Raw genomic sequence first — 22955 nt, forward strand, 5'->3', positions numbered from 1 at the left:
GGAAGAACCCCGCGCACCCACCCCCGGAGGGAACCGTCAGCCCTGGTAGGGGCCGTAGTCGTAGTCCTCCAGCGGAACCGCCTGGCCGGAGCCGGTGCCGAACGGCGAGTAGTCGATGTCGTCGTACCCGACCGCCGAGTACATCGCCGCCTTCGCCTCCTCCGTCGGCTCGACCCGGATGTTCCGGTAGCGGGACAGGCCCGTGCCGGCCGGGATCAGCTTGCCGATGATCACGTTCTCCTTGAGGCCGATCAGCGAGTCCGACTTGGCGTTGATCGCCGCGTCGGTGAGAACCCGCGTCGTCTCCTGGAAGGACGCCGCCGACAGCCACGACTCGGTGGCCAGCGACGCCTTGGTGATACCCATCAGCTGCGGACGACCGGAGGCCGGGTGGCCGCCCTCGGCCACGACCCGCCGGTTCTCGGACTCGAACTTCGAGCGCTCGACCAGCTCGCCCGGCAGCAGCTCCGCGTCGCCGGACTCGATGATCGTCACCCGGCGCAGCATCTGCCGGACGATGATCTCGATGTGCTTGTCGTGGATGGCCACGCCCTGCGCGTTGTAGACCTTCTGGACCTCGCCGACCAGGTAGACCTGGACGGCGCGCTGACCCAGGATCCGCAGCACGTCGTGCGGGTTGGCCGCGCCGACGGTCAGCGGCTGGCCGACGGTCACCGCGTCGCCCTCGCCCACCAGGAGCCTGGAGCGCTTGGAGACCGGGTAGGAGGTCTCGTCCGAGCCGTCGTCGGGGGTGACCACGACCTTCTTGGTCTTCTCGGTCTCCTCGATCCTGACCCGGCCGGCCGACTCGGAGATCGGCGCGACGCCCTTCGGCGTCCTGGCCTCGAAGAGCTCGACCACACGCGGCAGACCCTGCGTGATGTCCTCACCGGCGACACCGCCGGTGTGGAAGGTACGCATGGTCAGCTGGGTGCCGGGCTCACCGATCGACTGGGCGGCGATGATGCCGACCGCCTCGCCGATGTCCACGAGCTTGCCGGTGGCCAGCGAGCGGCCGTAGCACATGGCGCAGGTGCCGACGGCGGACTCGCAGGTCAGCACGGAGCGGGTCTTGGCCGTCTCCACGCCGTGCCGGACGAGCTCGTCGATGAGCACGTCGCCCAGGTCGGTGCCGGCCGGGGCCAGCACCTTGCCGTCGACGACGATGTCCTCGGCCAGGCAGCGGGCGTAGACGCTGCTCTCGACGTTCTCCGTCTTGCGCAGCACGCCGTCCGCGCCCTTGACCGCGATCGCCAGCTTGAGGCCGCGCTCGGTGCCGCAGTCCTCCTCGCGGATGATCACGTCCTGCGAGACGTCCACCAGACGACGGGTCAGGTAGCCCGAGTCGGCGGTACGCAGGGCGGTGTCGGCCAGACCCTTACGGGCACCGTGGGTCGCGATGAAGTACTCGAGGACGGACAGACCCTCGCGGAACGACGCCTTGATGGGACGCGGGATGGTCTCGTTCTTGGCGTTGGAGACCAGGCCGCGCATACCCGCGATCTGACGCATCTGCATCATGTTTCCGCGGGCCCCGGAGTCGACCATCATGAAGATCGGGTTGGTCTTCGGGAAGTTCTCGTTCATCGCGGTGGCGACCTCGTTGGTCGCCTTGGTCCACAGGGCGATCAGCTCCTGCGTCCGCTCGTCCTTGGTGATCAGACCGCGCTCGTACTGCTTCTGGATCTTCTCGTCCTGGGCCTCGGTCTCGGCCACGATCTGCTTCTTGGCCTCGGGCACGATGATGTCCGAGACCGCGACCGTGACGCCGGACCTGGTGGCCCAGAAGTAGCCGGCGGCCTTGAGGTTGTCCAGCGCGGCCGCGACCACGACCTTGGGGTAGCGCTCGGCCAGGTCGTTGACGATCTGGGAGAGCTGCTTCTTGCCCACGGACTGGTCGACGAACGGGTAGTCCTCGGGCAGCAGCTCGTTGAAGAGCGCGCGACCCAGGGTGGTGCGCATCCGGAAGCTGTCGCCCAGCTGGTACTCGCCCACGGAGCCGTCGGCCTCGGTCGGCTCCGGCGCCTCCCACTCCCGCGGCGGGACGGTGCCCACCGGGAAGCGGATGTCGATCTTCGCCTGGAGCGAGAGCTCGCCGGCGTCGAACGCCATGATCGCCTCGGCGGTCGAGGAGAACGACCGGCCCTCGCCGCGGACCTCGCGCTCCTCCTCGTCGGTGGTGAGGAAGAAGAGGCCGAGCACCATGTCCTGGGTGGGCATGGTCACCGGGCGGCCGTCGGCCGGCTTGAGGATGTTGTTCGAGGACAGCATCAGGATGCGGGCCTCGGCCTGCGCCTCCGCGGACAGCGGCAGGTGCACGGCCATCTGGTCGCCGTCGAAGTCCGCGTTGAACGCGGTGCAGACGAGCGGGTGGATCTGGATGGCCTTGCCCTCGACCAGCTGCGGCTCGAAGGCCTGGATGCCGAGGCGGTGCAGGGTCGGGGCGCGGTTCAGCAGCACCGGGTGCTCGGCGATGACCTCTTCGAGGACGTCGTACACGACGGTGCGCTGGCGCTCGACCATGCGCTTGGCCGACTTGATGTTCTGCGCGTGGTTGAGGTCCACGAGCCGCTTCATCACGAACGGCTTGAACAGCTCGAGCGCCATGGCCTTGGGCAGGCCGCACTGGTGCAGCTTGAGCTGCGGGCCGACCACGATCACGGAACGGGCCGAGTAGTCGACGCGCTTGCCGAGCAGGTTCTGCCGGAAGCGACCCTGCTTGCCCTTGAGCATGTCGGACAGCGACTTCAGCGGCCGGTTGCCCGGGCCGGTGACCGGACGACCGCGGCGGCCGTTGTCGAACAGCGCGTCGACGGCCTCCTGGAGCATCCGCTTCTCGTTGTTGACGATGATCTCGGGCGCGCCCAGGTCGAGCAGCCGCTTGAGGCGGTTGTTCCGGTTGATCACGCGGCGGTACAGGTCGTTCAGGTCGGAGGTCGCGAAGCGGCCACCGTCCAGCTGCACCATCGGACGCAGGTCCGGCGGGATCACCGGGACGCAGTCGAGGACCATGCCCTTGGGGCTGTTGGAGGTCTGCAGGAACGCGGAGACCACCTTGAGCCGCTTCAGGGCGCGGGTCTTCTTCTGGCCCTTGCCGGTGCGGATGATCTCGCGGAGGCGCTCGGCCTCCTCGTCGAGGTCGAAGGTCTCCAGGCGCTTCTGCAGCGCGGCGGCGCCCATCGAACCGTCGAAGTAGGTGCCGAAGCGGTCCCGCAGCTCGCGGTAGAGCAGCTCGTCGCCCTCCAGGTCCTGGACCTTGAGGTTCTTGAAGCGGTTCCAGACCTCGTCGAGACGGTCGAGCTCGCGCTGCGCGCGGTCACGGAGCTGCTTCATCTCGCGCTCCGCGCCCTCGCGCACCTTGCGGCGGGCGTCGGCCTTGGCACCCTCGGCCTCGAGCTCGGCCAGGTCGGCCTCCTGCTTCTTGGCCCTGGCCTCCAGGTCGGCGTCGCGGCGCTGCTCGATCTGCTGGCGCTCGACGGAGATGTGCGCCTCCAGCGACGGCAGGTCGCGGGTGCGGCGCTCCTCGTCCACGTACGTGATCATGTACGCGGCGAAGTAGATGACCTTCTCCAGGTCCTTGGGGGCCAGGTCCAGCAGGTAGCCGAGCCTGGAGGGCACCCCCTTGAAGTACCAGATGTGGGTCACCGGCGCGGCGAGCTCGATGTGGCCCATCCGCTCACGGCGCACCTTGGCGCGGGTCACCTCGACGCCGCACCGCTCACAGATGATGCCCTTGAAGCGGACGCGCTTGTACTTGCCGCAGTAGCACTCCCAGTCCCGGGTCGGGCCGAAGATCTTCTCGCAGAAGAGGCCGTCCTTCTCGGGCTTGAGGGTGCGGTAGTTGATGGTCTCCGGCTTCTTGACCTCGCCGTGTGACCACTGACGGATGTCGTCGGCGGTCGCCAGGCCAATCCGCAGTTCGTCGAAGAAGTTGACGTCGAGCACTCTCGCCAATCCCTCTCAGTGTCGTGTCATCAATGGTCTGATCGGGGTCCCGGGGCGGCCGGCGGAGGCGCGTGCAGCGCTCCCCCGGCCCGACCCGTCAGACCTCTTCGACGCTGCTCGGCTCGCGCCGGGACAGGTCGATACCCAGCTCTTCCGCGGCGCGGAAGACGTCCTCGTCGGTGTCGCGCATCTCGATGGACATGCCGTCCGAGGACAGCACCTCCACGTTGAGGCAGAGCGACTGCATCTCCTTGATGAGGACCTTGAAGGACTCCGGGATACCCGGTTCCGGGATGTTCTCGCCCTTGACGATGGCCTCGTAGACCTTCACGCGGCCGGTGACGTCGTCGGACTTGATCGTCAGCAGCTCCTGGAGGGCGTAGGCGGCGCCGTACGCCTCCAGCGCCCACACCTCCATCTCGCCGAAGCGCTGGCCGCCGAACTGGGCCTTACCACCCAGCGGCTGCTGGGTGATCATGGAGTAAGGACCGGTCGAGCGGGCGTGCAGCTTGTCGTCGACGAGGTGGTGCAGCTTGAGGATGTACATGTAGCCGACGGAGATCGGGTCCGGGAACGGCTCGCCGGAGCGGCCGTCGAACATCCGCGCCTTGCCGGAGGGCAGCACCAGGCGGTTGCCGTCGCGGTTGGGGATGGTGGACTCGAAGAGACCGGCCAGCTCGTCCTCGCGGGCGCCGTCGAAGACCGGGGTGGCGACGTTGGTGCCGGGCGCGACGTCGTCGGCGCCGATGGCCCGCAGCCGCTCCTTCCACTCGCCGTCGACGCCCTCGACCTTCCAGCCCTGGGACGCCAGCCAGCCCAGGTGGATCTCCAGGACCTGGCCCGGGTTCATCCGGGACGGGACACCCAGCGGGTTGAGGATGATGTCGACCGGGGTGCCGTCCTCCAGGAACGGCATGTCCTCGACGGGCAGGATCTTGGAGATGACGCCCTTGTTGCCGTGCCGGCCGGCCAGCTTGTCGCCGTCGGTGATCTTGCGCTTCTGCGCCACGTAGACGCGGACCAGCTGGTTCACGCCCGGGGGCAGTTCGTCGCCCTCCTCGCGGTCGAAGACGCGCACGCCGATGACCTTGCCGGTCTCGCCGTGCGGCACCTTCAGCGAGGTGTCGCGGACCTCGCGCGCCTTCTCACCGAAGATCGCGCGCAGCAGCCGCTCCTCGGGGGTCAGCTCGGTCTCGCCCTTCGGGGTGACCTTGCCGACCAGGATGTCGCCGGCCTCGACCTCGGCGCCGATGCGGATGATGCCGCGGTCGTCCAGGTCGGCCAGCACCTCCTCGGAGACGTTCGGGATGTCCCGGGTGATCTCCTCGGGGCCCAGCTTGGTGTCGCGGGCGTCGACCTCGTGCTCCTCGATGTGGATCGAGGAGAGGACGTCGTCCTGCACCAGGCGCTGGGAGAGGATGATCGCGTCCTCGTAGTTGTAGCCCTCCCACGGCATGAACGCGACCAGCAGGTTCTTGCCGAGCGCCATCTCACCGCGCTGGGTGGAGGGACCGTCGGCGATGACCTGGCCGGCCACCACGCGGTCGTTCTCCTCGACCAGGACCTTCTGGTTGTAGGAGGTGCCCTGGTTGGAGCGGTGGAACTTGGCGAGCCGGTGGGTGACGTGGGTGCCGTCGTCGTTGGCGATGGTGACGTAGTCGGCGGAGACGTCGCTGATGACGCCGTCCTGCTCGGCCTTGATCACGTCGCCGGCGTCGACCGCGGAGCGGTACTCCATGCCGGTGCCGACCAGCGGGGACTCCGCCTGGATCAGCGGCACGGCCTGCCGCATCATGTTGGAGCCCATGAGCGCGCGGTTGGCGTCGTCGTGCTCCAGGAAGGGGATCATGGCGGTCGCGACCGACACCATCTGGCGCGGCGAGACGTCCATGTAGTCGACCTCGGAGCCGGCCACGTAGTCGACCTCGCCGCCCTTCCTGCGGACCAGGACGCGGGCCTCGGCGAAGTGGTAGTCCTCCGTCAGGCGGGCGTTGGCCTGCGCGATGACGAAGCGGTCCTCCTCGTCGGCCGTGAGGTAGTGGACCTCGTCGGTGACGACGCCGTCGGTGACCTTGCGGTACGGGGTCTCCACGAAGCCGAACGCGTTGACCCGGCCGAAGGCGGCGAGCGAGCCGATCAGACCGATGTTGGGACCCTCGGGGGTCTCGATCGGACACATCCGCCCGTAGTGGGAGGGGTGCACGTCACGGACCTCGAGGCCGGCCCGCTCACGGCTCAGGCCACCGGGGCCGAGCGCGTTCAGCCGGCGCTTGTGCGTGAGGCCGGAGAGCGGGTTGGTCTGGTCCATGAACTGGGACAGCTGGCTGGTGCCGAAGAACTCCTTGATGGAGGCGACGACCGGCCGGATGTTGATCAGGGTCTGCGGCGTGATCGCCTCGACGTCCTGGGTGGTCATGCGCTCGCGGACGACGCGCTCCATCCTGGCCAGACCGGTGCGGACCTGGTTCTGGATGAGCTCGCCGACGTTGCGCAGGCGGCGGTTGCCGAAGTGGTCGATGTCGTCGGTCTCGACGACGATCGTGCGGCCGCTGGGCGTGGCCGTCTCGGTCTCGCCGGCGTGCAGCCTGACCAGGTACTTGATCGTGTTGACGATGTCCTCGACGGTGAGCACGCCCGCGTCGAGCGGCTCGTCACCGCCGAGCTTCTTGTTGATCTTGTACCGGCCGACCTTGGCCAGGTCGTACCGCTTCGGGTTGAAGTACAGGTTCTCCAGCAGGGTCTGCGCGGCCTCACGGGTCGGCGGCTCGCCCGGGCGGAGCTTGCGGTAGATGTCGAGCAGCGCGTCGTCCTGACCCTGGGTGTGGTCCTTCTCCAGGGTGGCGCGCATGGACTCGTAGTCGCCGAACTCCTCCAGGATCTGGTCGGAGGTCCAGCCGAGGGCCTTGAGCAGCACGGTGACGGACTGCTTGCGCTTGCGGTCGATGCGCACGCCGACCATGTCGCGCTTGTCGATCTCCATCTCGAGCCAGGCACCCCGGGAGGGGATGATCTTGGCCGAGAACAGGTCCTTGTCGGACGTCTTGTCGATCGAGCTGTCGAAGTAGGCGCCGGGCGAGCGGACGAGCTGCGTGACGACGACGCGCTCGGTGCCGTTGATGCAGAAGGTGCCCTTGTCGGTCATGAGCGGGAAGTCGCCCATGAAGACCGTCTGGGACTTGATCTCACCGGTCTCGTTGTTCGTGAACTCGGCCGTGACGAAGAGCGGCGCGGCGTACGTGAAGTCGCGCTCCTTGCACTCGTCGATCGAGTTCTTCGGCGGCTCGAAGCGGTGGTCACGGAAGGTCAGGGACATGGATCCCGAGAAGTCCTCGATCGGGGAGATCTCCTCGAAGATCTCCTCCAGACCCGACTTCCTCGGGACGTCCTGCCCACTGTCCAGCGCGGCCTCGACGCGAGCTTTCCAGGCGTCGTTACCGAGGAGCCAGTCGAAACTCTCGGTCTGCAGCGCAAGGAGGTTCGGAACCTCGAGCGGTTCCTTGATCTTCGCAAAAGAGACACGCAGCGGTGCGGTACTGGTGCCGTGGTTCGTACTGTTGGTCGAGGCATTGCGCGAGGCGGCCAAGAGGGGGTCCTTCCGAGGGCTCGGACTCTCTGCGCGCGTGCCGGGCCCTCCTGGTGACGGGCAGGAGGCAGCAAGGCAGCGCAAAGGGTCAGTGTAGCCACATGACCCACTGATGTCCAATGCCCATATCAACCATCGAGGAGCCACCCTCGGTGTTCTCAGCGCGAGCCGCTCCCGACCGCCTCGGTCGTCGGGTGCGGGCCCGTCCTGCCGGATCTTTCCCGCGTGCGCCCGGATCCATGCCTCGGATCATGGACCGATCTGGCGACGCGACCTGAGAATCGCGCGCCCGCCGCGGTTCGTCAAGGCCCCCGGGCGGCCGCCCGGCTCCTGCCGGGAGCCGAAGATCACCATACCCGTCACCCGCGTCAGGGCAAGCAGGCGTCCGACACAAAGCCACGGGGCGACCACCCTGATGGGTGATCGCCCCGTGGTCGACCGCGTGGACGGCGGTCAGTGGCTCCCTGAACGGAAGCCCGAGATCACTTGACCTCGACGCTGGCGCCGGCGCCCTCGAGGGCGTCCTTGGCCTTCTCGGCGGCCTCCTTGTTGACCTTCTCGACGACGGCCTTCGGCGCGTTGTCGACAAGCTCCTTGGCCTCCTTCAGGCCCAGCGAGGTCAGCTCGCGCACGACCTTGATGACCTGGATCTTCTTCTCGCCGGCGCCGGTCAGGACGACGTCGAACTCGTCCTTCTCGGGCTCGGCCTCGGCGGCGGCGCCACCACCGGCCGGGGCGGCGGCGACGGCGACCGGGGCGGCGGCCTCGACGTCGAACTTCTCCTCGAACTTCTTCACGAAGTCGGAGAGCTCGAGGATGGTCATGTCGGCGAACTGGTCGAGCAGCTCGTCCTGGGTCAGCTTCGCCATGATGGCGGTCCTTCCTGCTAAGTCGGCTGGGTGCCGGGGGTGTGACGTGAGTGAGCGGATGCCTACTCGGCGGGAGCCGGCTCGCCGGCACCTTCCTGCTCGACCTTGGCGCGCAGCGCGTCCGCGGTGCGGACGAACTTCGTGAGCGGTGCCTGGAAGGTCGCCGCGGCCTTCGCCGTGGTCGCCTGCAGGGCACCGGCCAGCTTGGCCAGCAGCACCTCGCGGGACTCGATGTCCGCGAGCCTGTTGACCTCGTCGGCGGTCAGCGACTTGCCGTCGATGAAACCGCCCTTGATGACGAGCGCCGGGTTGTCCTTGGCGAAGTCACGAAGACCCTTCGCCGTCGCGACCGGGTCACCGGTCACGAAGGCCACGGCCGTGGAGCCCTTGAAGTACTCGTCAAGCCCGCTGACCCCGGCCTCCTTGGCCGCGATCTTGGACAGTGTGTTCTTCGCCACGCTGTACTGCGCGTTCTCACCGAGCGACCGACGCAGCTGCTTCAGCTGCGCGACGGTGAGACCGGTGTACGCCGTGACGACGGCCGCGTTCGACTTCTGGAACTTCTCCTGAAGCTCAGCGACGGCTGCCGACTTGTCGGTGTTCGCCATAACCTCGGCCCTCCTTCCGGGTTCTGCCGGGTGATGAAAACCGCACGGAAGGAAGTGCGCGACGGGCGCGGCACGTTCCCGTGCCCTGCCCGACAAAACAAACAGCCCCGGCGCAGGCGCTCGGGGCGTAACGGGACCTCGCGGTCCACCACGTCTCAGACGATCACCTGCGCAGGCCGTCCGCGCTCTGCGGATCCTTCGGCCACCGGGGTTCGGATCGAACCCTGGCGACAACCAGCGGTCTTTGGCTACGTCGGGAGAGTACGCGAACGCCGCGGCGCCAGGCAAATCGACTGCCTGGCGCCGGCGGCGGGTGGTGGGACGAGCCGTGGATCAGATGTCGCCGACGCCGGCGCCCATGCTCTCCATCAGCTCCATGAAGTCGACGTAGGAGCCCTCCTCGGGCGCCGCCACCTGGACGTCGGCGCCCAGGTCGGTGTAGCGCACCTCGGTGGTGACCGGGCCCATCTCGGAGTCGAACTCCTGGCGGATCTGGACCGGGAAGTCGTTCTCGTCGATCCAGAGCTCGATGTCGTAGGACTCGATGCCCGAGGCGTTCATCGCGTCGACGAGCTCCTGGCGCTCCTGCTCGGTGAGGAACTCGGCGCCGGCGTTGTTCGCCAGGGCGTCCTCGACGGAGACGGTGCCCTGGTAGTGCTGGACGGTGACGCCGTCCAGCGTCTCCTCGCCGACCGCCTCGATGTCGGGCGACTGCAGCAGCAGCCCCGTCTGCGCGGCCGGGTCCTGGTTGGCCTCGTTGAACCCGAGGTCCATCGCCTCCTGGAGGGTCGGGTCGCCCGACTCCTCGACCAGGGCGCCGATGTCCATCATCATCCACTCGCGGCCCTCGAACTCGGCCGCGAAGGTCGCGCCCAGGTTCATGTACATGACGTCGTCGAGCATGACCATCCGCATCTCGGACGGCGCCTCCGGCGTGAGGGCGAACGCGTCGCCGCTCATCGTGGCGTCCATCGCGATGCCGTCGGCCCACGACATGACGCCCGACATCTCGGTGTCCCCGCCGGTCGCCGCCTGCGACCCGGACATCGTCATCTCGAAGCTGGCCGAGGTGATCTCGGAGGTGGCCTCGGCCGCGGCCTGGACGGCCTGGACGGCGCCGGTGCCACCGGAGTCCCGGCCGGTGTCGCCGCCACGGGCCGCGTCGTCTCCGTCGCCACCGTCCGAGCCGCCGCAGGCAGCGGTACAGCCGATGAGCACGACGGCGGCGGCGCCCAGCGCGGCCCTGTACATGGAACGCATCTTTCCCCCCAGGGAAATGTGATTACTACACCCGAACTTCACCCTAACCCGACCCTCCGACAACGAGAACGCCCGTTCCCGCTCTGTGACAGAACGGGAACGGGCGAACCGGCTGTTGGACGCGTCAGGCGGAGACGCCGCCCTCCTCCAGCAGGTCACGGGTGGCGTTGCCGTCGATCGGCACGCCCGGACCCATCGTCGTCGTCATGGTGACCTTCTTGAGGTAACGCCCCTTGGCCGCGGACGGCTTCAGCCGCAGGATCTCGTCCAGCGCGGCGGCGTAGTTCTCCACGAGCTGCTGCTCGCTGAAGGACACCTTGCCGATGATGAAGTGGAGGTTCGAGTGCTTGTCCACCCGGAACTCGATCTTGCCGCCCTTGATGTCGGTGACGGCCTTGGCGACGTCCGGGGTGACGGTGCCGGTCTTCGGGTTCGGCATCAGGCCACGCGGACCCAGCACCCGGCCCAGACGGCCGACCTTGCCCATGAGCTCGGGCGAGGCCACCACGGCGTCGAAGTCCAGGAAGCCCTTGGCCACCCGGTCGATCAGTTCATCGGAGCCGACGAGGTCGGCCCCGGCGGCTTCCGCCGCCGCGGCACGGTCACCGGTCGCGAAGACCAGGACCCGGACGGTCTTGCCGGTGCCGTGCGGAAGGTTGACGGTGCCGCGGACCATCTGGTCGGCCTTGCGCGGGTCGACACCCAGACGCATGGCGACCTCGACGGTCGCGTCGAATTTGGCCGTCGACGTCTCCTTGGCGAGACGGACGGCGTCGAGCGGTGCGTAGACGCTGTTCTTGTCGACCTTGGCGTCCGCGCCGCGGAGGTTCTTGCTGCGCTTCACTGCTGCTCCTGCAAGGTGATTGTTCGGAGTCGTGGTCCGGACCAGCGCCTGGCCCTGCCACGGTCGGGCTTCGCTGAACTCAGCCCCGGTGCTCGACTAGCCCTCGACGGTGACGCCCATGGAACGGGCGGTGCCGGCGATGATCTTCTCGGCGGCGTCCAGGTCGTTGGCGTTGAGGTCGGGCATCTTGGTGGTGGCGATCTCCCGGACCTGGGCGCGGGTGATCTTCGCGACCTTGGTCTTGTGGGGCTCGCCAGAGCCCTTCTCGACACCGGCGGCCTTGAGGATCATCTTCGCGGCCGGCGGCGTCTTGGTGATGAAGGTGAAGGAACGGTCCTCGTAGACCGTGATCTCCACCGGGATCACCCAGCCACGCTGCGACTCGGTCGCGGCGTTGTAGGCCTTGCAGAACTCCATGATGTTGACGCCGTGCTGACCCAGCGCCGGGCCGACCGGCGGAGCCGGGTTGGCCGCGCCGGCCTGGATCTGGAGCTTGATCAGCCCCGTGACTTTCTTGTTCCTGGGAGGCATGCTCTCCGGGTCCTTACCTCGTAAACGGTGCCCCTAGCGGGACGAAGGCATACCGCACAACGGTACTGTCTGCGGCCTCCCCACCCAAATCGGCCCCCGTCCTCGGACGGGCGGCACGGCCGCAGGGCCCCGACCACGGCGGCGAGGCCGCCAGGTCGGGGCCCTGCGGGCCGCCGGAAACGCCGGGATGCGTGGGGGTCAGTTCTTCTGGATCTGGTCGAAGCTCAGCTCGACCGGCGTCTCGCGCCCGAAGATCTCGACGAGACCCTTGACCTTCTTCGAGTCCGGGTTGATCTCGTTGATCGTCGCCTGGAGCGTCGCGAACGGGCCGTCCGTCACCGTGACCGAGTCGCCGACCTCGAAGTCCAGGACCTGGACCTCGACCTTGCGGCCACCCGCGGCGGCGCCCTCCGCGCCGGCCTCGGCGGCGGCCTTCTGCTCGACCTCGGGGGCCAGCATCTTGACGATCTCGTCCAGCGTCAGCGGGTACGGGTCGTAGGCGTTGCCCACGAAGCCGGTGACGCCCGGGGTGTTGCGGACCACGCCCCAGGACTCGTTGGTCAGATCCATCCGCACCAGCACGTAGCTGGGCAGCTTGTTCTGCTTGATCGTCCTGCGGTCGCCGTTCTTGATCTGGACGACCTCTTCCTGCGGCACCTCGACCTGGAAGATGTAGTCCTCGACGTTCAGCGAGACGGCCCGCTGTTCGAGGTTGGTCTTCACGCGGTTCTCGTAGCCCGCGTAGGTGTGGACGACGTACCACTCGCCGGGGAGCGCCCGGAGCTCCTCGCGGAGCTGGGCCACGGGGTCCACCGGCTCCTCGGCCGGCTCGGGCTCGGCGTCGGCCACGGGGCCGGACTCGTCCTCGGCCTCGACGGCGGACTCGTCCTCGACGTGCTCCGCGGCCTCTTCGGCGGGCTCGCCGGCCGCGGCGTCGGCAGCTTCGGTCGGATCGACGGTGTCCGCTGCCTCGACAATGTCACGCGCGGTGCCCTCGCCCTCGACCTCGGCGGACGCGGCGTCATTGCGGTTCGGGTCAGACACGGTAGCTGCTTCTTCCTGACTCAGACACGGAGGTGGAACGTCAGCCGAAGACGTACTCCACGCCTCGGCTGAATCCAAAGTCAATCACGGTCAGGATGCAGATCATGACGATCACGAAAACGATCACTGCCGTCGTGTAGGTCGAGAGCTGGCGGCGCGAGGGCCAGACGACCTTGCGGAGCTCGGCGACGACCTGGCGGTAGAAGAGGGCGAGCCGGCCCAGCGGCCCGCGCTTGGCGCGCCGACCGCGGCGCTTGCCGGTGCCCTCCCCCTGGGGCTGGGGCTCGGGGGTCTCCACGGAGTCTGTGATCCCAGCCACTCGTCCTCACCTGATCCCGGTCATGGTCAAAGGCCGCCCGGCCACCCGGACGGCTGTTCACCTTACGTGTAGCAGGGCCGGAGGGACTTGAACCCCCAACCGCTGGTTTTGGAGACCAGTGCTCTACCAATTGAGCTACGACCCTTTGGCGCGCGGTGCCCGACAACGTATCGCATCGCCAGCACCACCGCAGTGGAGTGTACGTGGTGAATCGCCGCCCGTCGAACGGGTAGTGGGGACAACAGGCCCCGATCGACCGGGGAACGCCGGGAGAACCGGGGAGAACCCATGTGTCACTGCCGTTCCACGTCTGCGACGATGCCCCTATGAGTGCCGCAACCTCCTCAGCTGCCGAAGCGCGCCGGGTCTCGGCCCGGATCGGCGCGATCTCCGAGTCCGCCACGCTCGCCGTGGACGCCAAGGCGAAGGCCCTCAAGGCCGCCGGGCGTCCGGTGATCGGTTTCGGGGCCGGTGAGCCCGACTTCCCGACCCCCGACTACATCGTCGAGGCGGCGGTCGAGGCGTGCCGCGCTCCGCGGTTCCACCGCTACACCCCGCCGGGCGGGCTGCCGGAGCTGAAGGAGGCGCTGGTCGCCAAGACGCTGCGCGACTCGGGCCTGACGTACACCCCCTCCCAGGTGCTGGTGACCAACGGCGGCAAGCAGGCGATCTACGAGGCGTTCGCCGCGCTGCTCGACCCGGGCGACGAGGTGATCGTGCCCGCGCCGTACTGGACCACCTACCCGGAGTCGATCCGGCTGGCCGGCGGCGTCCCGGTGGAGGTGGTCGCCGACGAGACCACCGGCTACCGGGTGAGCGTGGAGCAGCTGGAGGCGGCCCGCACCGAACGCACCAAGGTGCTGCTGTTCGTCTCGCCGTCGAACCCGACCGGCGCCGTGTACTCGCGGGAGCAGACGGCGGCGGTCGGCCGGTGGGCCGCGGAGCACGGCCTGTGGGTGCTGACGGACGAGATCTACGAACACCTGGTCTACGGTGACGCCGAGTTCCACTCGCTGCCGGCGCTGGTGCCCGAGCTGGCCGACCGCTGCGTGATCGTCAACGGCGTGGCCAAGACGTACGCCATGACCGGTTGGCGGGTGGGCTGGCTGATCGGCCCGCAGGACGTGGTGAAGGCCGCCACCAACCTCCAGTCGCACGCCACCTCCAACGTGAGCAACGTCGCGCAGGCGGCGGCGCTGGCCGCCGTCTCCGGCGACCTGACGGCGGTGGCGGAGATGCGGTCCGCGTTCGACCGGCGGCGTCGCACGATCGTGCGCATGCTGAACGAGATCGAGGGCGTCGACTGCCCGGAGCCGGAGGGCGCGTTCTACGCCTACCCGTCGGTCAAGGCGCTGATCGGCAAGGAGATCAGGGGCCGCCGGCCGGCGAACAGCCTGGAGCTCGCCGGGCTGCTGCTCGAGGAGGCCGAGGTGGCCGTGGTCCCGGGCGAGGCGTTCGGCACCCCCGGCTACCTGCGGCTCTCCTACGCGCTCGGCGACGACGACCTGGTCGAGGGCGTCTCGCGGATCCAGAAGCTGCTGGCCGAGGCCCAGGACTGAGGTTCGGAGAGGACCCCCTGGGGGGTATGCGACTACCGGACGTCGGTGGCTATACGGCAGGATCTGAAGATGGATCGTGTTGTTCGTGACGTCCGGTCGCTCCCCAAGGCGCACCTGCACCTGCACTTCACCGGGTCGATGCGCCCCGCCACGCTGCTTGAGCTGGCCGACAAGTACGGGGTCAGCCTGCCGGAGGCGCTGAGCGGGGGCCGGCCGCCGCGGCTGCGGGCCACGGACGAGCGGGGCTGGTTCCGCTTCCAGCGGCTCTACGACGCGGCGCGGGCCTGCCTGCGGGAACCTGAGGACATCCGGCGGCTGGTGCGCGAGGCGGCCGAGGAGGACCTGGTCGACGGCTCGCGCTGGCTGGAGATCCAGGTCGACCCGACCTCGTACGCGCCGCGGCTCGGCGGCCTGATCCCGGCGCTGGAGATCATCCTGGACGCGGTGGAGACCACCGCCAAGGAGACCGGCCTCGGGATGCGGGTGCTGGTGGCGGCCAGCCGGATCCGGCACCCGCTGGACGCGCGGACGCTGGCCAGGCTGGCCGTCCGCTACCGGGACCGCGGGGTGGTGGGCTTCGGGCTCTCCAACGACGAACGCCGGGGCATGGCGCGGGACTTCGACCGCGCGTTCGCCATCGCGCGGGACGGCGGGCTGCTCGCCGTCCCGCACGGCGGTGAGCTGTCGGGGCCGACGAGTGTCCGGGACTGCCTCGACGACCTGCGGGCCAGCCGGATCGGCCACGGGGTCCGGGCCGCCGAGGACCCCTACCTGTTGGAGCGGCTGGCCGAGGCGCGGGTGACGTGCGAGGTCTGCCCGGCGTCCAACGTGTCGCTCGGGGTCTACGAGGAGCTGGCCGACGTGCCGCTGCGGACGCTGTGGCGGGCGGGCGTCCCGATGGCGCTCGGCGCCGACGACCCGCTGCTGTTCGGCTCGCGGCTCGCCGCGCAGTACGAGATCGCGCGGGAGCACCACGGCTTCACGGACGCCGAGCTGGCCGAGCTGGCCCGCCAGTCGGTGCGGGGCTCGGCGGCGCCGCAGGACGTGCGGGAGAAGATCCTGGTGGAGATCGACGAGTGGCTGGCGGTCTGACACCCCCTACAGGGTGGCGCCGACCAGCACCGGCTCGTTGACCAGGGTGACGCCGAAGGCGGCCGCGACGCCGTCCCTTACCTCGCGGGCGAGGGCGAGCACGTCGGCGGCGGTGGCCCCGCCCCGGTTGGTGAGCGCGAGGGTGTGCTTGCCGGAGATCCGGGCGCGGCCCGTGCCGTGGCCCCTGGTGAAGCCGGCCCGGTCGATCAGCCAGGCCGCCGACGTCTTGGTGTGGCCCGCGCCGGCCGGGTAGGCGGGCGGCTCGACGTCGGGCCCGAGGCGGTCCGCCACGCGGGCCAGGAAGGCGGCGTGCTGGGCGTCGTCCAGGATCGGGTTGGTGAAGAACGAGCCGGCCGACCACGTGTCGTGGTCCTCGGGGTCGAGCACCATGCCCTTGCCGGTGCGCAGCTTGAGGACGGCCTCCCGCGCGGTGCCGACCGGCACCCGGGCGCCCGGGGCCACGCCGAGCAGCCGGGCGGCCTCGGCGTAGCGGATGGGCCCCGAGAGCCCGCCGGCGTCCTCCAGGGTGAGCCGCACCCGGAGCACGACGTGACGGTCCGGCTCGGCCTTGAACCGGCTGTGCCGGTAGGCGAAGCCGCACTCGGCGCGGGGGATGGTGACGACGGCGCGGGTGACGCGGTCGTAGGCGACGACCTCGGTGATGACGGAGGAGACCTCCTGGCCGTAGGCGCCGACGTTCTGGATCGGCGTGGCCCCCGCGGACCCCGGGATGCCGGCCAGGCACTCGACGCCGGCCAGGCCGGCGTCCACGGTGCGGGCGACGGCGTCCGACCAGTTCTCACCGGCGGCCAGTTCGAGTGCCGTGCCGTCGAGGTGGTGGCCGGTGGTGGCGATCCGGAGCGCGGTGCCGGCGAAGCCGGCGTCGCCGACGAGCAGGTTGCTGCCGCCGCCGACCACCAGCAGCGGGGTGCCGGCGGCGTCGGCCGCCCGCACCTCGGCGACCACCTCGTCGTCGGTCTCGGCCACGACGAGCCGCTGCGCGGGCCCGCCGACGCGGAGAGTGGTCAGGGGCGCGAGCGATGCGTTTCTGGTCTCCTGCACCTCCCCAGCGTATGCGCCCTGCCGGGCGCAACGGCTCGAAGGGACATGGGGTACGGCCCCCCGCGTCGCGCGGCGGCGCGCGCCGCCACCGGCCCCGGCCGGCCGGGCCTGCCCGCGGGCGGGGAGCGTTCCCGGTCGCGCGTCGCGGGGGGCCGGCTGGACGGCCGCCGGCGGGGGTCAGCGGATGCGGGCGCCGTAGACGTGGTCGACGGTCATGGTCATGAGCACGCGGCGGTCGGAGACCATCACCGCGCGGTACTCGTCCCAGTCCGGGTGTTCGCCCGCGGCCCTGCGGTAGTAGTCCACCAAAGCCTCGACCTCGGGCCCGTGCGGGTCGGCCCCGGGGCCGGTGAGGGTGGCCACGCCCTCGGCCGTGGCCCAGGACGCGCCACCGGCGCCGGTGACGTTCAGCGTGGCCCGCGGGTCACGCCGCAGGTTGGCGGTCTTGGCCCGCCCCTCGGTCATCGAGACGAGGATGACCTCGGCCGACCGGTCGTAGAACGGCGTGACGGGCGACAGCTGCGGTCGCCCGTCTCTCTTGATCGTGGCCAGGACCCCGAGCCGGCTCTCCGCGAGCAGCCCACGTGGATCGAACGATGCGGTCGTCATGGCACGATCATCGCCCTGCCGGGTGCCCTAGGCCAGGCGGACGACCGCCCGGGCCATGCCGAGGACCTTCTGGCCGGCGCTGCGGGCCGTGATGTCGACGCGGACGGTGCGGGCCTCCTCGTCGAGGAGGGCCGCCACCTTGGCGGTGACCTCGATCTCGGCGCCCTTGTCGTCGTCCGGGACGACGACCGGCTTGGTGAACCGGACGCCGTACTCCAGCACGGCGCCGGGGTCGCCGGCCCAGTCGGTGATGATCCGACCGGCCTCGGCCATGGTGAACATGCCGTGCGCGATGACGTCCGGCAGGCCCACGTCCCTGGCGAAGCGCTCGTTCCAGTGGATGGGGTTGAAGTCGCCAGAGGCGCCCGCGTACCGCACCAGGGTGGCGCGGTCGACCGGGAAGACGGCGCCCGGCAGCTCGGTCCCGACCTCGACGTCCGCGTACGCGATCCGTGCCGTCATGCCTACTCCCCCGCCCCGGTCATCCTGGCCACCAGCTTGGTGTGCACGGTCACCACGTGTTCGCCCGACGCGTCGTGCACCTCGCCGCGCACGTCCACGATCTCGTTGCCGGCGCGGGAGCTGACGGACTCGATGACCGAGGTCACCGAGAGCCGGTCGCCGGCGCGCACCGGGCGGGAGTAGGCGAACTTCTGGTCGCCGTGGACGACCCGGCTGTAGTCGAGGCCGAGCTGCGGGTCCTGGATGACGGTCTGGGCCGCGGCGAACGTGATGGAGAACACGAACGTGGGCGGTGCGATCACGTCGGGGTGGCCGAGGGCCTTGGCCGCCTCCGGGTCGGCGTAGGCCGGGTTGGCGTCCCCGATGGCGTGGGCGAACTCCCGGATCTTCTCCCGCCCGACCTCGTAGGGCTCGGTGGGCGGGTAGCTCCGCCCGACGAAGGACTCGTCCAGTGGCATGGGATCCCTCTCAACTCGGCTTCCTGGCGTGACGGTGGCGCGGCCAGACAGCCTACGAGGCCGCCCCCGGGGACGGGAGCGGCCTCGTCTACGAAACTCTGCGGTTGGTGTTAGCGGGTTTCGCGGTGCGCGGTGTGCTGGTTGCAGCGCGGGCAGTGCTTCTTCATCTCCAGGCGGTCCGGGTCGTTACGCCGGTTCTTCCTGGTGATGTAGTTCCGCTCCTTGCACTCCACGCAGGCCAGCGTGATCTTCGGGCGGACGTCGGTGGCAGCCACGTGAGTGCTCCTTGACGGATGGACGGGTGAAACACTTGCTTCAACACAGAGAGAGTAGCCGATCGGAGGAGCGACCCCTCAACCGGCTACTTGAGGTAGCGGCGACCGGACTTGAACCGGTGACACAACGATTATGAGCCGTTTGCTCTACCGACTGAGCTACGCCGCCCTTATGAGACGGGGGATCTCCGCCGATGACGGAGACCCACATCTCAGAGCCCCAAAACGGAATCGAACCGTTGACCTTCTCCTTACCATGGAGACGCTCTGCCGACTGAGCTATTGGGGCGAGCGCTGAAGAGATTACACGGTCCCGGGCAGAAGGAGAAATCCTTTGAGACCGGGGGCCGACCGGTGATCCACCACAGCGGTACGACTATTTCCTCCTTGCCCTCCCGGGCCACACGGGACCCGTACGCTCCATGGCGATGCTCACACTCAGGGGACCCCGGCTCGCCGACGGGCGCACCGTCGACCTCCTGCTGAGCGCGGACCGGATCGAGGCCGTCGGCACCCCGGGCAGCCTGACCCCGCCCGCGGGCGCGCAGGAGGTCGATCTCGCCGGCTATCTGCTGCTGCCCGCCCCCGCCGAGCCGCACGCCCACCACGACACCGCGCTCACCGGTGTGCTGCCCGGCCCGCCGGCCGGCACACCGGTGGCGCTGCGCCGCCGGATCACCGAGGCCGCGCTGACCCAGCTGGGGCACGGCGCCACCGCCCAGCGCAGCCACGTCAGGATCGGCGGCGCCGAGAGCCTGGCCGTGCTGGAGGCCGCGCTGGAGACGGCGCGGACGCTGCGCGGCCTGGCGGAGCTGGGCGTCGTGGCGGTGCCCCGGCTGCTGACCGGCCTGGCCGGCGCGGACAACCGGGCGCTGCTGACCGAGGCGGCCAAGATGGGGGCGGGGGCGCTCGGCGGCTCGCCGGATCTCGATCCGGACCCGGCCGGCTATCTGGACATCGTGCTCGGCCTCGCGGACGAGCACGGCTGTGCGATCGACCTGCACACGGACGGCGCGGATCCGGTGCGGCTGGCCCGGCTCGCCTCGGCGGCCGGCGCCTGCCGGTCCGGGGTGGCGATCGGGCCCTGCGGTGGGCTCTCACGGCTGCCGCCCGAGGTGGCGGCGCGGGCCGCCGGGCAGCTGGCGGCGGCCGGGGTGACGGTGATCTGTCTGCCGCCCGGGTCCTGCGGCCTGGCCACCGCCCGGGGCCGCGCGCCGGTGCGGCTGCTGACGGCGGCCGGGGTGCGGGTCGCGGCCGGCGGAGGCGCGCTGCGGGATTCGGTCAATCCGGTGGGGCGGGGCGATCCGCTCGACGTGGCGCACGAGTTGGCCGCGCGCGGCGTCTGCCGGCCGCGCGACGCCTACCGCGCCGTGAGCGACCGGGCCAGAGCCGCGCTCGGGCTGCCCGAGGTGCGGATCGAGGCCGGTTTCCCGGCCGAGTTGCTGGCGGTGCGCGGGCGAACGGTCGCCGACGCGCTGTCGCTCGCCTACAGCCGCCTCGTCATCCACCGTGGCCGGATCGTGGCCAGGACCAGCGCCGTTCGCGAGTACTGCGGGGCCGGGGCGGCCGGCGGCCCGGAGCTGCCGCGGCAGTCCACAGGGTACTGACCGGCCACGGCTCCTTGTCATGGTCTTCGCAACAGGAGACACTTCGTGACGGTTCGTCGGATGATGTGCGATGTCCGACGAACGAGCCGCACCGTGTAGCAGCCACCCCGCCCGAAAGGCTGGTTCTGGCATGGCGTTGACCCCACGTCGCGCGGCGATCGCCGTCGCGGCCCTCGCCCTCTCTCTCCTCCCCCTCCCCTCATTCGCCGCCCCACCGGGCTCCGCGCCCGAGTCCGACGACGTCGGCCCGGCGGCCATCGAACAGCAGGTGATCTTCCGCTCCGACCTGGACGGCGGCTACGCCTGCTTCCGCATCCCCGCGATCGTGCGAACCAACAGCGGCACCCTGCTGGCGTTCGCCGAGGGCCGCACCAACGACTGCACCGACGCCGGCGACATCGACATCGTCGTCAAGCGGTCCACGGACGACGGCCGTACCTGGAGCCCGTACCAGGTGATCGACGAAGGCGACGGCGACACGCACGGCAACCCGGCCCCGGTGGTCGACACCGAGACCGGCCGCATCCTGCTGCCGTCCACCAGGAACGCCGGCCTGCCGGGCGGCGGCGACTGCCCGGCGCCGTGCGAGCGGATCCCGTACCTCTCCTCCAGCGACGACGACGGCCGCACCTGGTCGGAGCCGCGCAGCCTGGCCGAGGAACTGCGGCCCGACGACTGGGACTCCTGGTACGCCACGGGCCCGGTGCACGGGATCCAGCTCGCCCGCGGCGCGCACGACGGCCGGCTGGTCTTCACCATCAACGCGGAGAGCTGGGGGGACGGCGGCGTCACGGCCAGCCACGTGGCCCTCGCCTACAGCGACGACGGCGGCGACAACTGGGAGCTCGGCGCGGTCGACAGCCACCCGGTGGCCGCCGACGGCACCTACGCGCAGCGGCCGTCCGAGTCGACGCTGGCCGAACTGCCCGACGGCCGCATCTACGTCAACGGCCGCGAGCAGGGCGGCACCGACCTCGGCCACCGCAGCCACGCCTGGAGCCGGGACGGCGGCGAGAGCTTCGCCGGTCCCTTCAGGACCCTGCCCGACCTCTACACCCCTCAGGTGCAGGGCTCGGTGATCCCGTTCGACGACTCGCGGCTGCTGTTCGCCTCGCCCGCCGACCCGGACCGGCGGCGCCGCATGATGGTCCGCTCCTCGTGGGACGGCGGCCGCACCTGGCAGAGCGTCGACCAGGCGGCGTTGGTGACCACCGACTGGGCCGGCTACTCGGACATGGTCAAGATCGACGACACGACGGTCGGTCTGATGTACGAGGCCGGCCCGGTGGACGCGCGGGACGAGATCCGGTTCGCCCGCTTCGGCGAGCCCTTCCTCGGCGGCCGGTCGGGAACGGGCCCGACCACCAGGGACGCCGCGCACGGCGCGTCGTCCGGGTATGTGATCGGCGGCGCGACGACGACCGAGGGGCGGTTCGGCTCCGCGCTGACGTTCGACGGCCGGGACGACGCGGTACGGCTGCCGTACCGGCGTGAACAGCCGCTTGGCAGCGAGGACTTCACGGTGAGCCTGTGGTTCAGGTACTCGGCGACGAGCGGCAGCCACCCGTTCCTGTGGATGGGCGGCGTCGGCTCCAACAACCCACAGGTGTGGGTACGCGGCGAACCGGCGAGCGGCCGGGTCCGCGCCCTGATCACCACCCGTGACGGCTCGTCGGCCCCGACCTCGGCCAACCTGGACACCGCGGGCGCCTACAACGACGGCCAGTGGCACCACCTGGCCTTCACCAGAGCGGACGGCGAGCTGCGGCTGTCGATCGACGGCGGTGACGCGCTGACCAGGGCCGACGTGCCGGGCAGCGTGAGTCGGAACTCGACGTTCGGCGTGCACCTGGGCCAACGGCCGGACAGTCTGCAGTACATGACGGGCGCGTTGGACGAGGTTCGGGTGTACGGGCGCGCGCTGTCGGACTCCGAACTCGACCGGGTCCGCGGGGTCAACGCGTCGCCACGCGGCGCGGTCGCGTCACTGCCGCTCGACCGGGTGCGGTAGCCGGCCACGGCCGGCGGCCAGCGGCTGATGGCCGGTGCGGTGGCGTACGGTCGACGGCATGCGCACAGTCATCGCTGGTGGACATGGCAAGATCGCCCGGCGGCTCGAGCGGCTGCTCGCGGCGCGTGGTGACGAGGCCGTCGGCCTGATCCGGAACCCGGCCCAGGCCGACGCCCTGCGGGCGGCCGGCGCCGAACCGGCCGTCTGCGACCTGGAGTCGGCGACGGTCGGGGAGGTGGCCCGCCATCTGGAGGGCGCCGACGCGGCCGTCTTCGCGGCGGGCGCGGGACCGGGCAGCGGGGCGGCCCGCAAGGAGACGATGGACCTGGGCGGCGCGGTGCTGTTCGCCGACGCGGCCGAGTTGGCCGGGGTGCGACGCTTCGTCATCGTCTCCTCCATCGGCGCGGACCGGGAGCCGCCGCCCGGCACCGACCCGGTGTTCGCGGCCTACCTGCGGGCCAAGTCGGCGGCCGACGCGGACATCAGGTCGCGGACCGGGCGCCTGTCGTGGACGGTCCTGCGACCCGGCGGCCTCACGGACGAGCCGGGCACGGGTCTCGTGACGCTGGCCGAGTCCACCGAGCGGGGCTCGATCAGCCGGGACGACGTGGCGGCGGTGCTGCTCGCCCTCCTCGACACCCCCGCCACGACCGGCCTCAGCCTGGACCTGGTCGCCGGCCCGACGGCGATCCCGCGGGCGGTGACGGAGGTGGCGGGCGTGGCGGGGTAGCCGCCGCTGCCCGCCGGGCTTTTCGCCCACCCACCGTTGCGCGCGGGGCGCGGGGCGGGCGTGCGCGCCGGGCCCACGGGCCGGGAG

Annotated in this window: 19 protein-coding genes and 3 tRNA genes; 5 read left to right on the top strand and 17 right to left on the bottom strand. The window is 70.4% G+C overall.

The window, feature by feature from the left end; all coding sequences use genetic code 11:
* Positions 1-36: 36 nt before the first annotated feature.
* The 10 genes from E1283_RS02310 to E1283_RS02355 all read right to left on the bottom strand — a co-directional run bounded on the left by E1283_RS02310 (position 37) and on the right by E1283_RS02355 (position 13148).
* Positions 37-3945 (bottom strand): DNA-directed RNA polymerase subunit beta', encoded by a 3909-nt coding sequence (locus tag E1283_RS02310; protein ID WP_132816016.1) that lies wholly within the window; start codon positions 3943-3945, stop codon positions 37-39.
* 97 nt (positions 3946-4042) lie between these two features.
* Positions 4043-7528 (bottom strand): DNA-directed RNA polymerase subunit beta, encoded by a 3486-nt coding sequence (gene rpoB, locus E1283_RS02315; RefSeq protein WP_132816018.1) that lies wholly within the window; start codon positions 7526-7528, stop codon positions 4043-4045.
* Positions 7529-8010: 482 nt separating this feature from the next.
* A complete protein-coding gene (rplL, locus tag E1283_RS02320; RefSeq protein WP_132816020.1) occupies positions 8011-8397 on the bottom strand; it encodes a 50S ribosomal protein L7/L12 in 387 nt (128 codons plus the stop codon).
* Positions 8398-8459: 62 nt separating this feature from the next.
* Complete coding sequence (gene rplJ / locus E1283_RS02325) at positions 8460-9005, bottom strand: 50S ribosomal protein L10 (RefSeq protein ID WP_132816022.1); 546 nt, start codon at positions 9003-9005, stop codon at positions 8460-8462.
* 333 nt (positions 9006-9338) lie between these two features.
* A complete protein-coding gene (locus tag E1283_RS02330; RefSeq protein WP_165955983.1) occupies positions 9339-10265 on the bottom strand; it encodes an SCO4651 family lipoprotein in 927 nt (308 codons plus the stop codon).
* A 124-nt stretch (positions 10266-10389) separates the two neighbouring features.
* Positions 10390-11109 carry a 50S ribosomal protein L1 gene (gene rplA / locus E1283_RS02335; protein WP_132816026.1) on the bottom strand — a complete coding sequence of 240 codons (720 nt, stop codon included), beginning with the start codon at positions 11107-11109 and terminating at the stop codon, positions 10390-10392.
* Positions 11110-11205: 96 nt separating this feature from the next.
* Positions 11206-11640, bottom strand: a complete 435-nt coding sequence (rplK, locus tag E1283_RS02340; RefSeq protein ID WP_132816028.1) for a 50S ribosomal protein L11 — start codon at positions 11638-11640, stop codon at positions 11206-11208.
* A 198-nt stretch (positions 11641-11838) separates the two neighbouring features.
* Positions 11839-12684: a transcription termination/antitermination protein NusG gene (gene nusG, locus E1283_RS02345; protein WP_132816030.1), complete on the bottom strand. Its 846-nt coding sequence runs from the start codon at positions 12682-12684 to the stop codon at positions 11839-11841.
* Between the two features lie 40 nt (positions 12685-12724).
* On the bottom strand, positions 12725-12994 hold the full coding sequence (gene secE / locus E1283_RS02350; protein ID WP_132816050.1) for a preprotein translocase subunit SecE: 270 nt from the start codon (positions 12992-12994) through the stop codon (positions 12725-12727).
* An 81-nt stretch (positions 12995-13075) separates the two neighbouring features.
* Positions 13076-13148: transfer RNA gene (locus E1283_RS02355), tRNA-Trp, on the bottom strand.
* Between the two features lie 181 nt (positions 13149-13329).
* Here E1283_RS02355 and E1283_RS02360 point away from each other — a divergent pair.
* Positions 13330-14562 carry a pyridoxal phosphate-dependent aminotransferase gene (locus tag E1283_RS02360; RefSeq protein WP_132816032.1) on the top strand — a complete coding sequence of 411 codons (1233 nt, stop codon included), beginning with the start codon at positions 13330-13332 and terminating at the stop codon, positions 14560-14562.
* Positions 14563-14631: 69 nt separating this feature from the next.
* Positions 14632-15654, top strand: a complete 1023-nt coding sequence (locus E1283_RS02365) for an adenosine deaminase (RefSeq protein WP_132816034.1) — start codon at positions 14632-14634, stop codon at positions 15652-15654.
* A gap of 6 nt (positions 15655-15660) precedes the next feature.
* On the opposite strand, the gene E1283_RS02370 is transcribed toward E1283_RS02365, so the two are convergent.
* The 7 genes from E1283_RS02370 to E1283_RS02400 all read right to left on the bottom strand — a co-directional run bounded on the left by E1283_RS02370 (position 15661) and on the right by E1283_RS02400 (position 18809).
* Entirely contained in the window at positions 15661-16716 is a 1056-nt protein-coding gene (locus E1283_RS02370; RefSeq protein WP_132816036.1) for a UDP-N-acetylmuramate dehydrogenase, read from the bottom strand.
* A gap of 177 nt (positions 16717-16893) precedes the next feature.
* Positions 16894-17325: a PPOX class F420-dependent oxidoreductase gene (locus E1283_RS02375; RefSeq protein ID WP_132816038.1), complete on the bottom strand. Its 432-nt coding sequence runs from the start codon at positions 17323-17325 to the stop codon at positions 16894-16896.
* Positions 17326-17352: 27 nt separating this feature from the next.
* Positions 17353-17787 carry a MaoC family dehydratase gene (locus E1283_RS02380; protein WP_132816039.1) on the bottom strand — a complete coding sequence of 145 codons (435 nt, stop codon included), beginning with the start codon at positions 17785-17787 and terminating at the stop codon, positions 17353-17355.
* A 2-nt stretch (positions 17788-17789) separates the two neighbouring features.
* Entirely contained in the window at positions 17790-18245 is a 456-nt protein-coding gene (locus E1283_RS02385; protein ID WP_132816041.1) for a MaoC family dehydratase N-terminal domain-containing protein, read from the bottom strand.
* Between the two features lie 110 nt (positions 18246-18355).
* A complete protein-coding gene (gene rpmG, locus E1283_RS02390; protein WP_132816042.1) occupies positions 18356-18520 on the bottom strand; it encodes a 50S ribosomal protein L33 in 165 nt (54 codons plus the stop codon).
* A 96-nt stretch (positions 18521-18616) separates the two neighbouring features.
* Positions 18617-18689: transfer RNA gene (locus E1283_RS02395), tRNA-Met, on the bottom strand.
* A gap of 47 nt (positions 18690-18736) precedes the next feature.
* Positions 18737-18809, bottom strand: a tRNA-Thr gene (locus E1283_RS02400).
* Between the two features lie 139 nt (positions 18810-18948).
* Here E1283_RS02400 and E1283_RS02405 point away from each other — a divergent pair.
* The 3 genes from E1283_RS02405 to E1283_RS02415 all read left to right on the top strand — a co-directional run bounded on the left by E1283_RS02405 (position 18949) and on the right by E1283_RS02415 (position 22868).
* Positions 18949-20127 carry an amidohydrolase family protein gene (locus E1283_RS02405; RefSeq protein ID WP_425086125.1) on the top strand — a complete coding sequence of 393 codons (1179 nt, stop codon included), beginning with the start codon at positions 18949-18951 and terminating at the stop codon, positions 20125-20127.
* A 130-nt stretch (positions 20128-20257) separates the two neighbouring features.
* The gene (locus E1283_RS02410) at positions 20258-22138 is read left to right on the top strand and encodes a sialidase family protein (protein WP_207930266.1); all 1881 of its coding nucleotides are present in this window, start codon (positions 20258-20260) and stop codon (positions 22136-22138) included.
* A 58-nt stretch (positions 22139-22196) separates the two neighbouring features.
* Positions 22197-22868 carry an NAD(P)H-binding protein gene (locus E1283_RS02415; RefSeq protein WP_132816048.1) on the top strand — a complete coding sequence of 224 codons (672 nt, stop codon included), beginning with the start codon at positions 22197-22199 and terminating at the stop codon, positions 22866-22868.
* Positions 22869-22955: the final 87 nt, after the last annotated feature.

The organism is Streptomyces hainanensis (genome assembly GCF_004348415.1).
In the GTDB taxonomy this organism is placed as follows: Bacteria; Actinomycetota; Actinomycetes; order Streptomycetales; family Streptomycetaceae; genus Streptomyces; species Streptomyces hainanensis.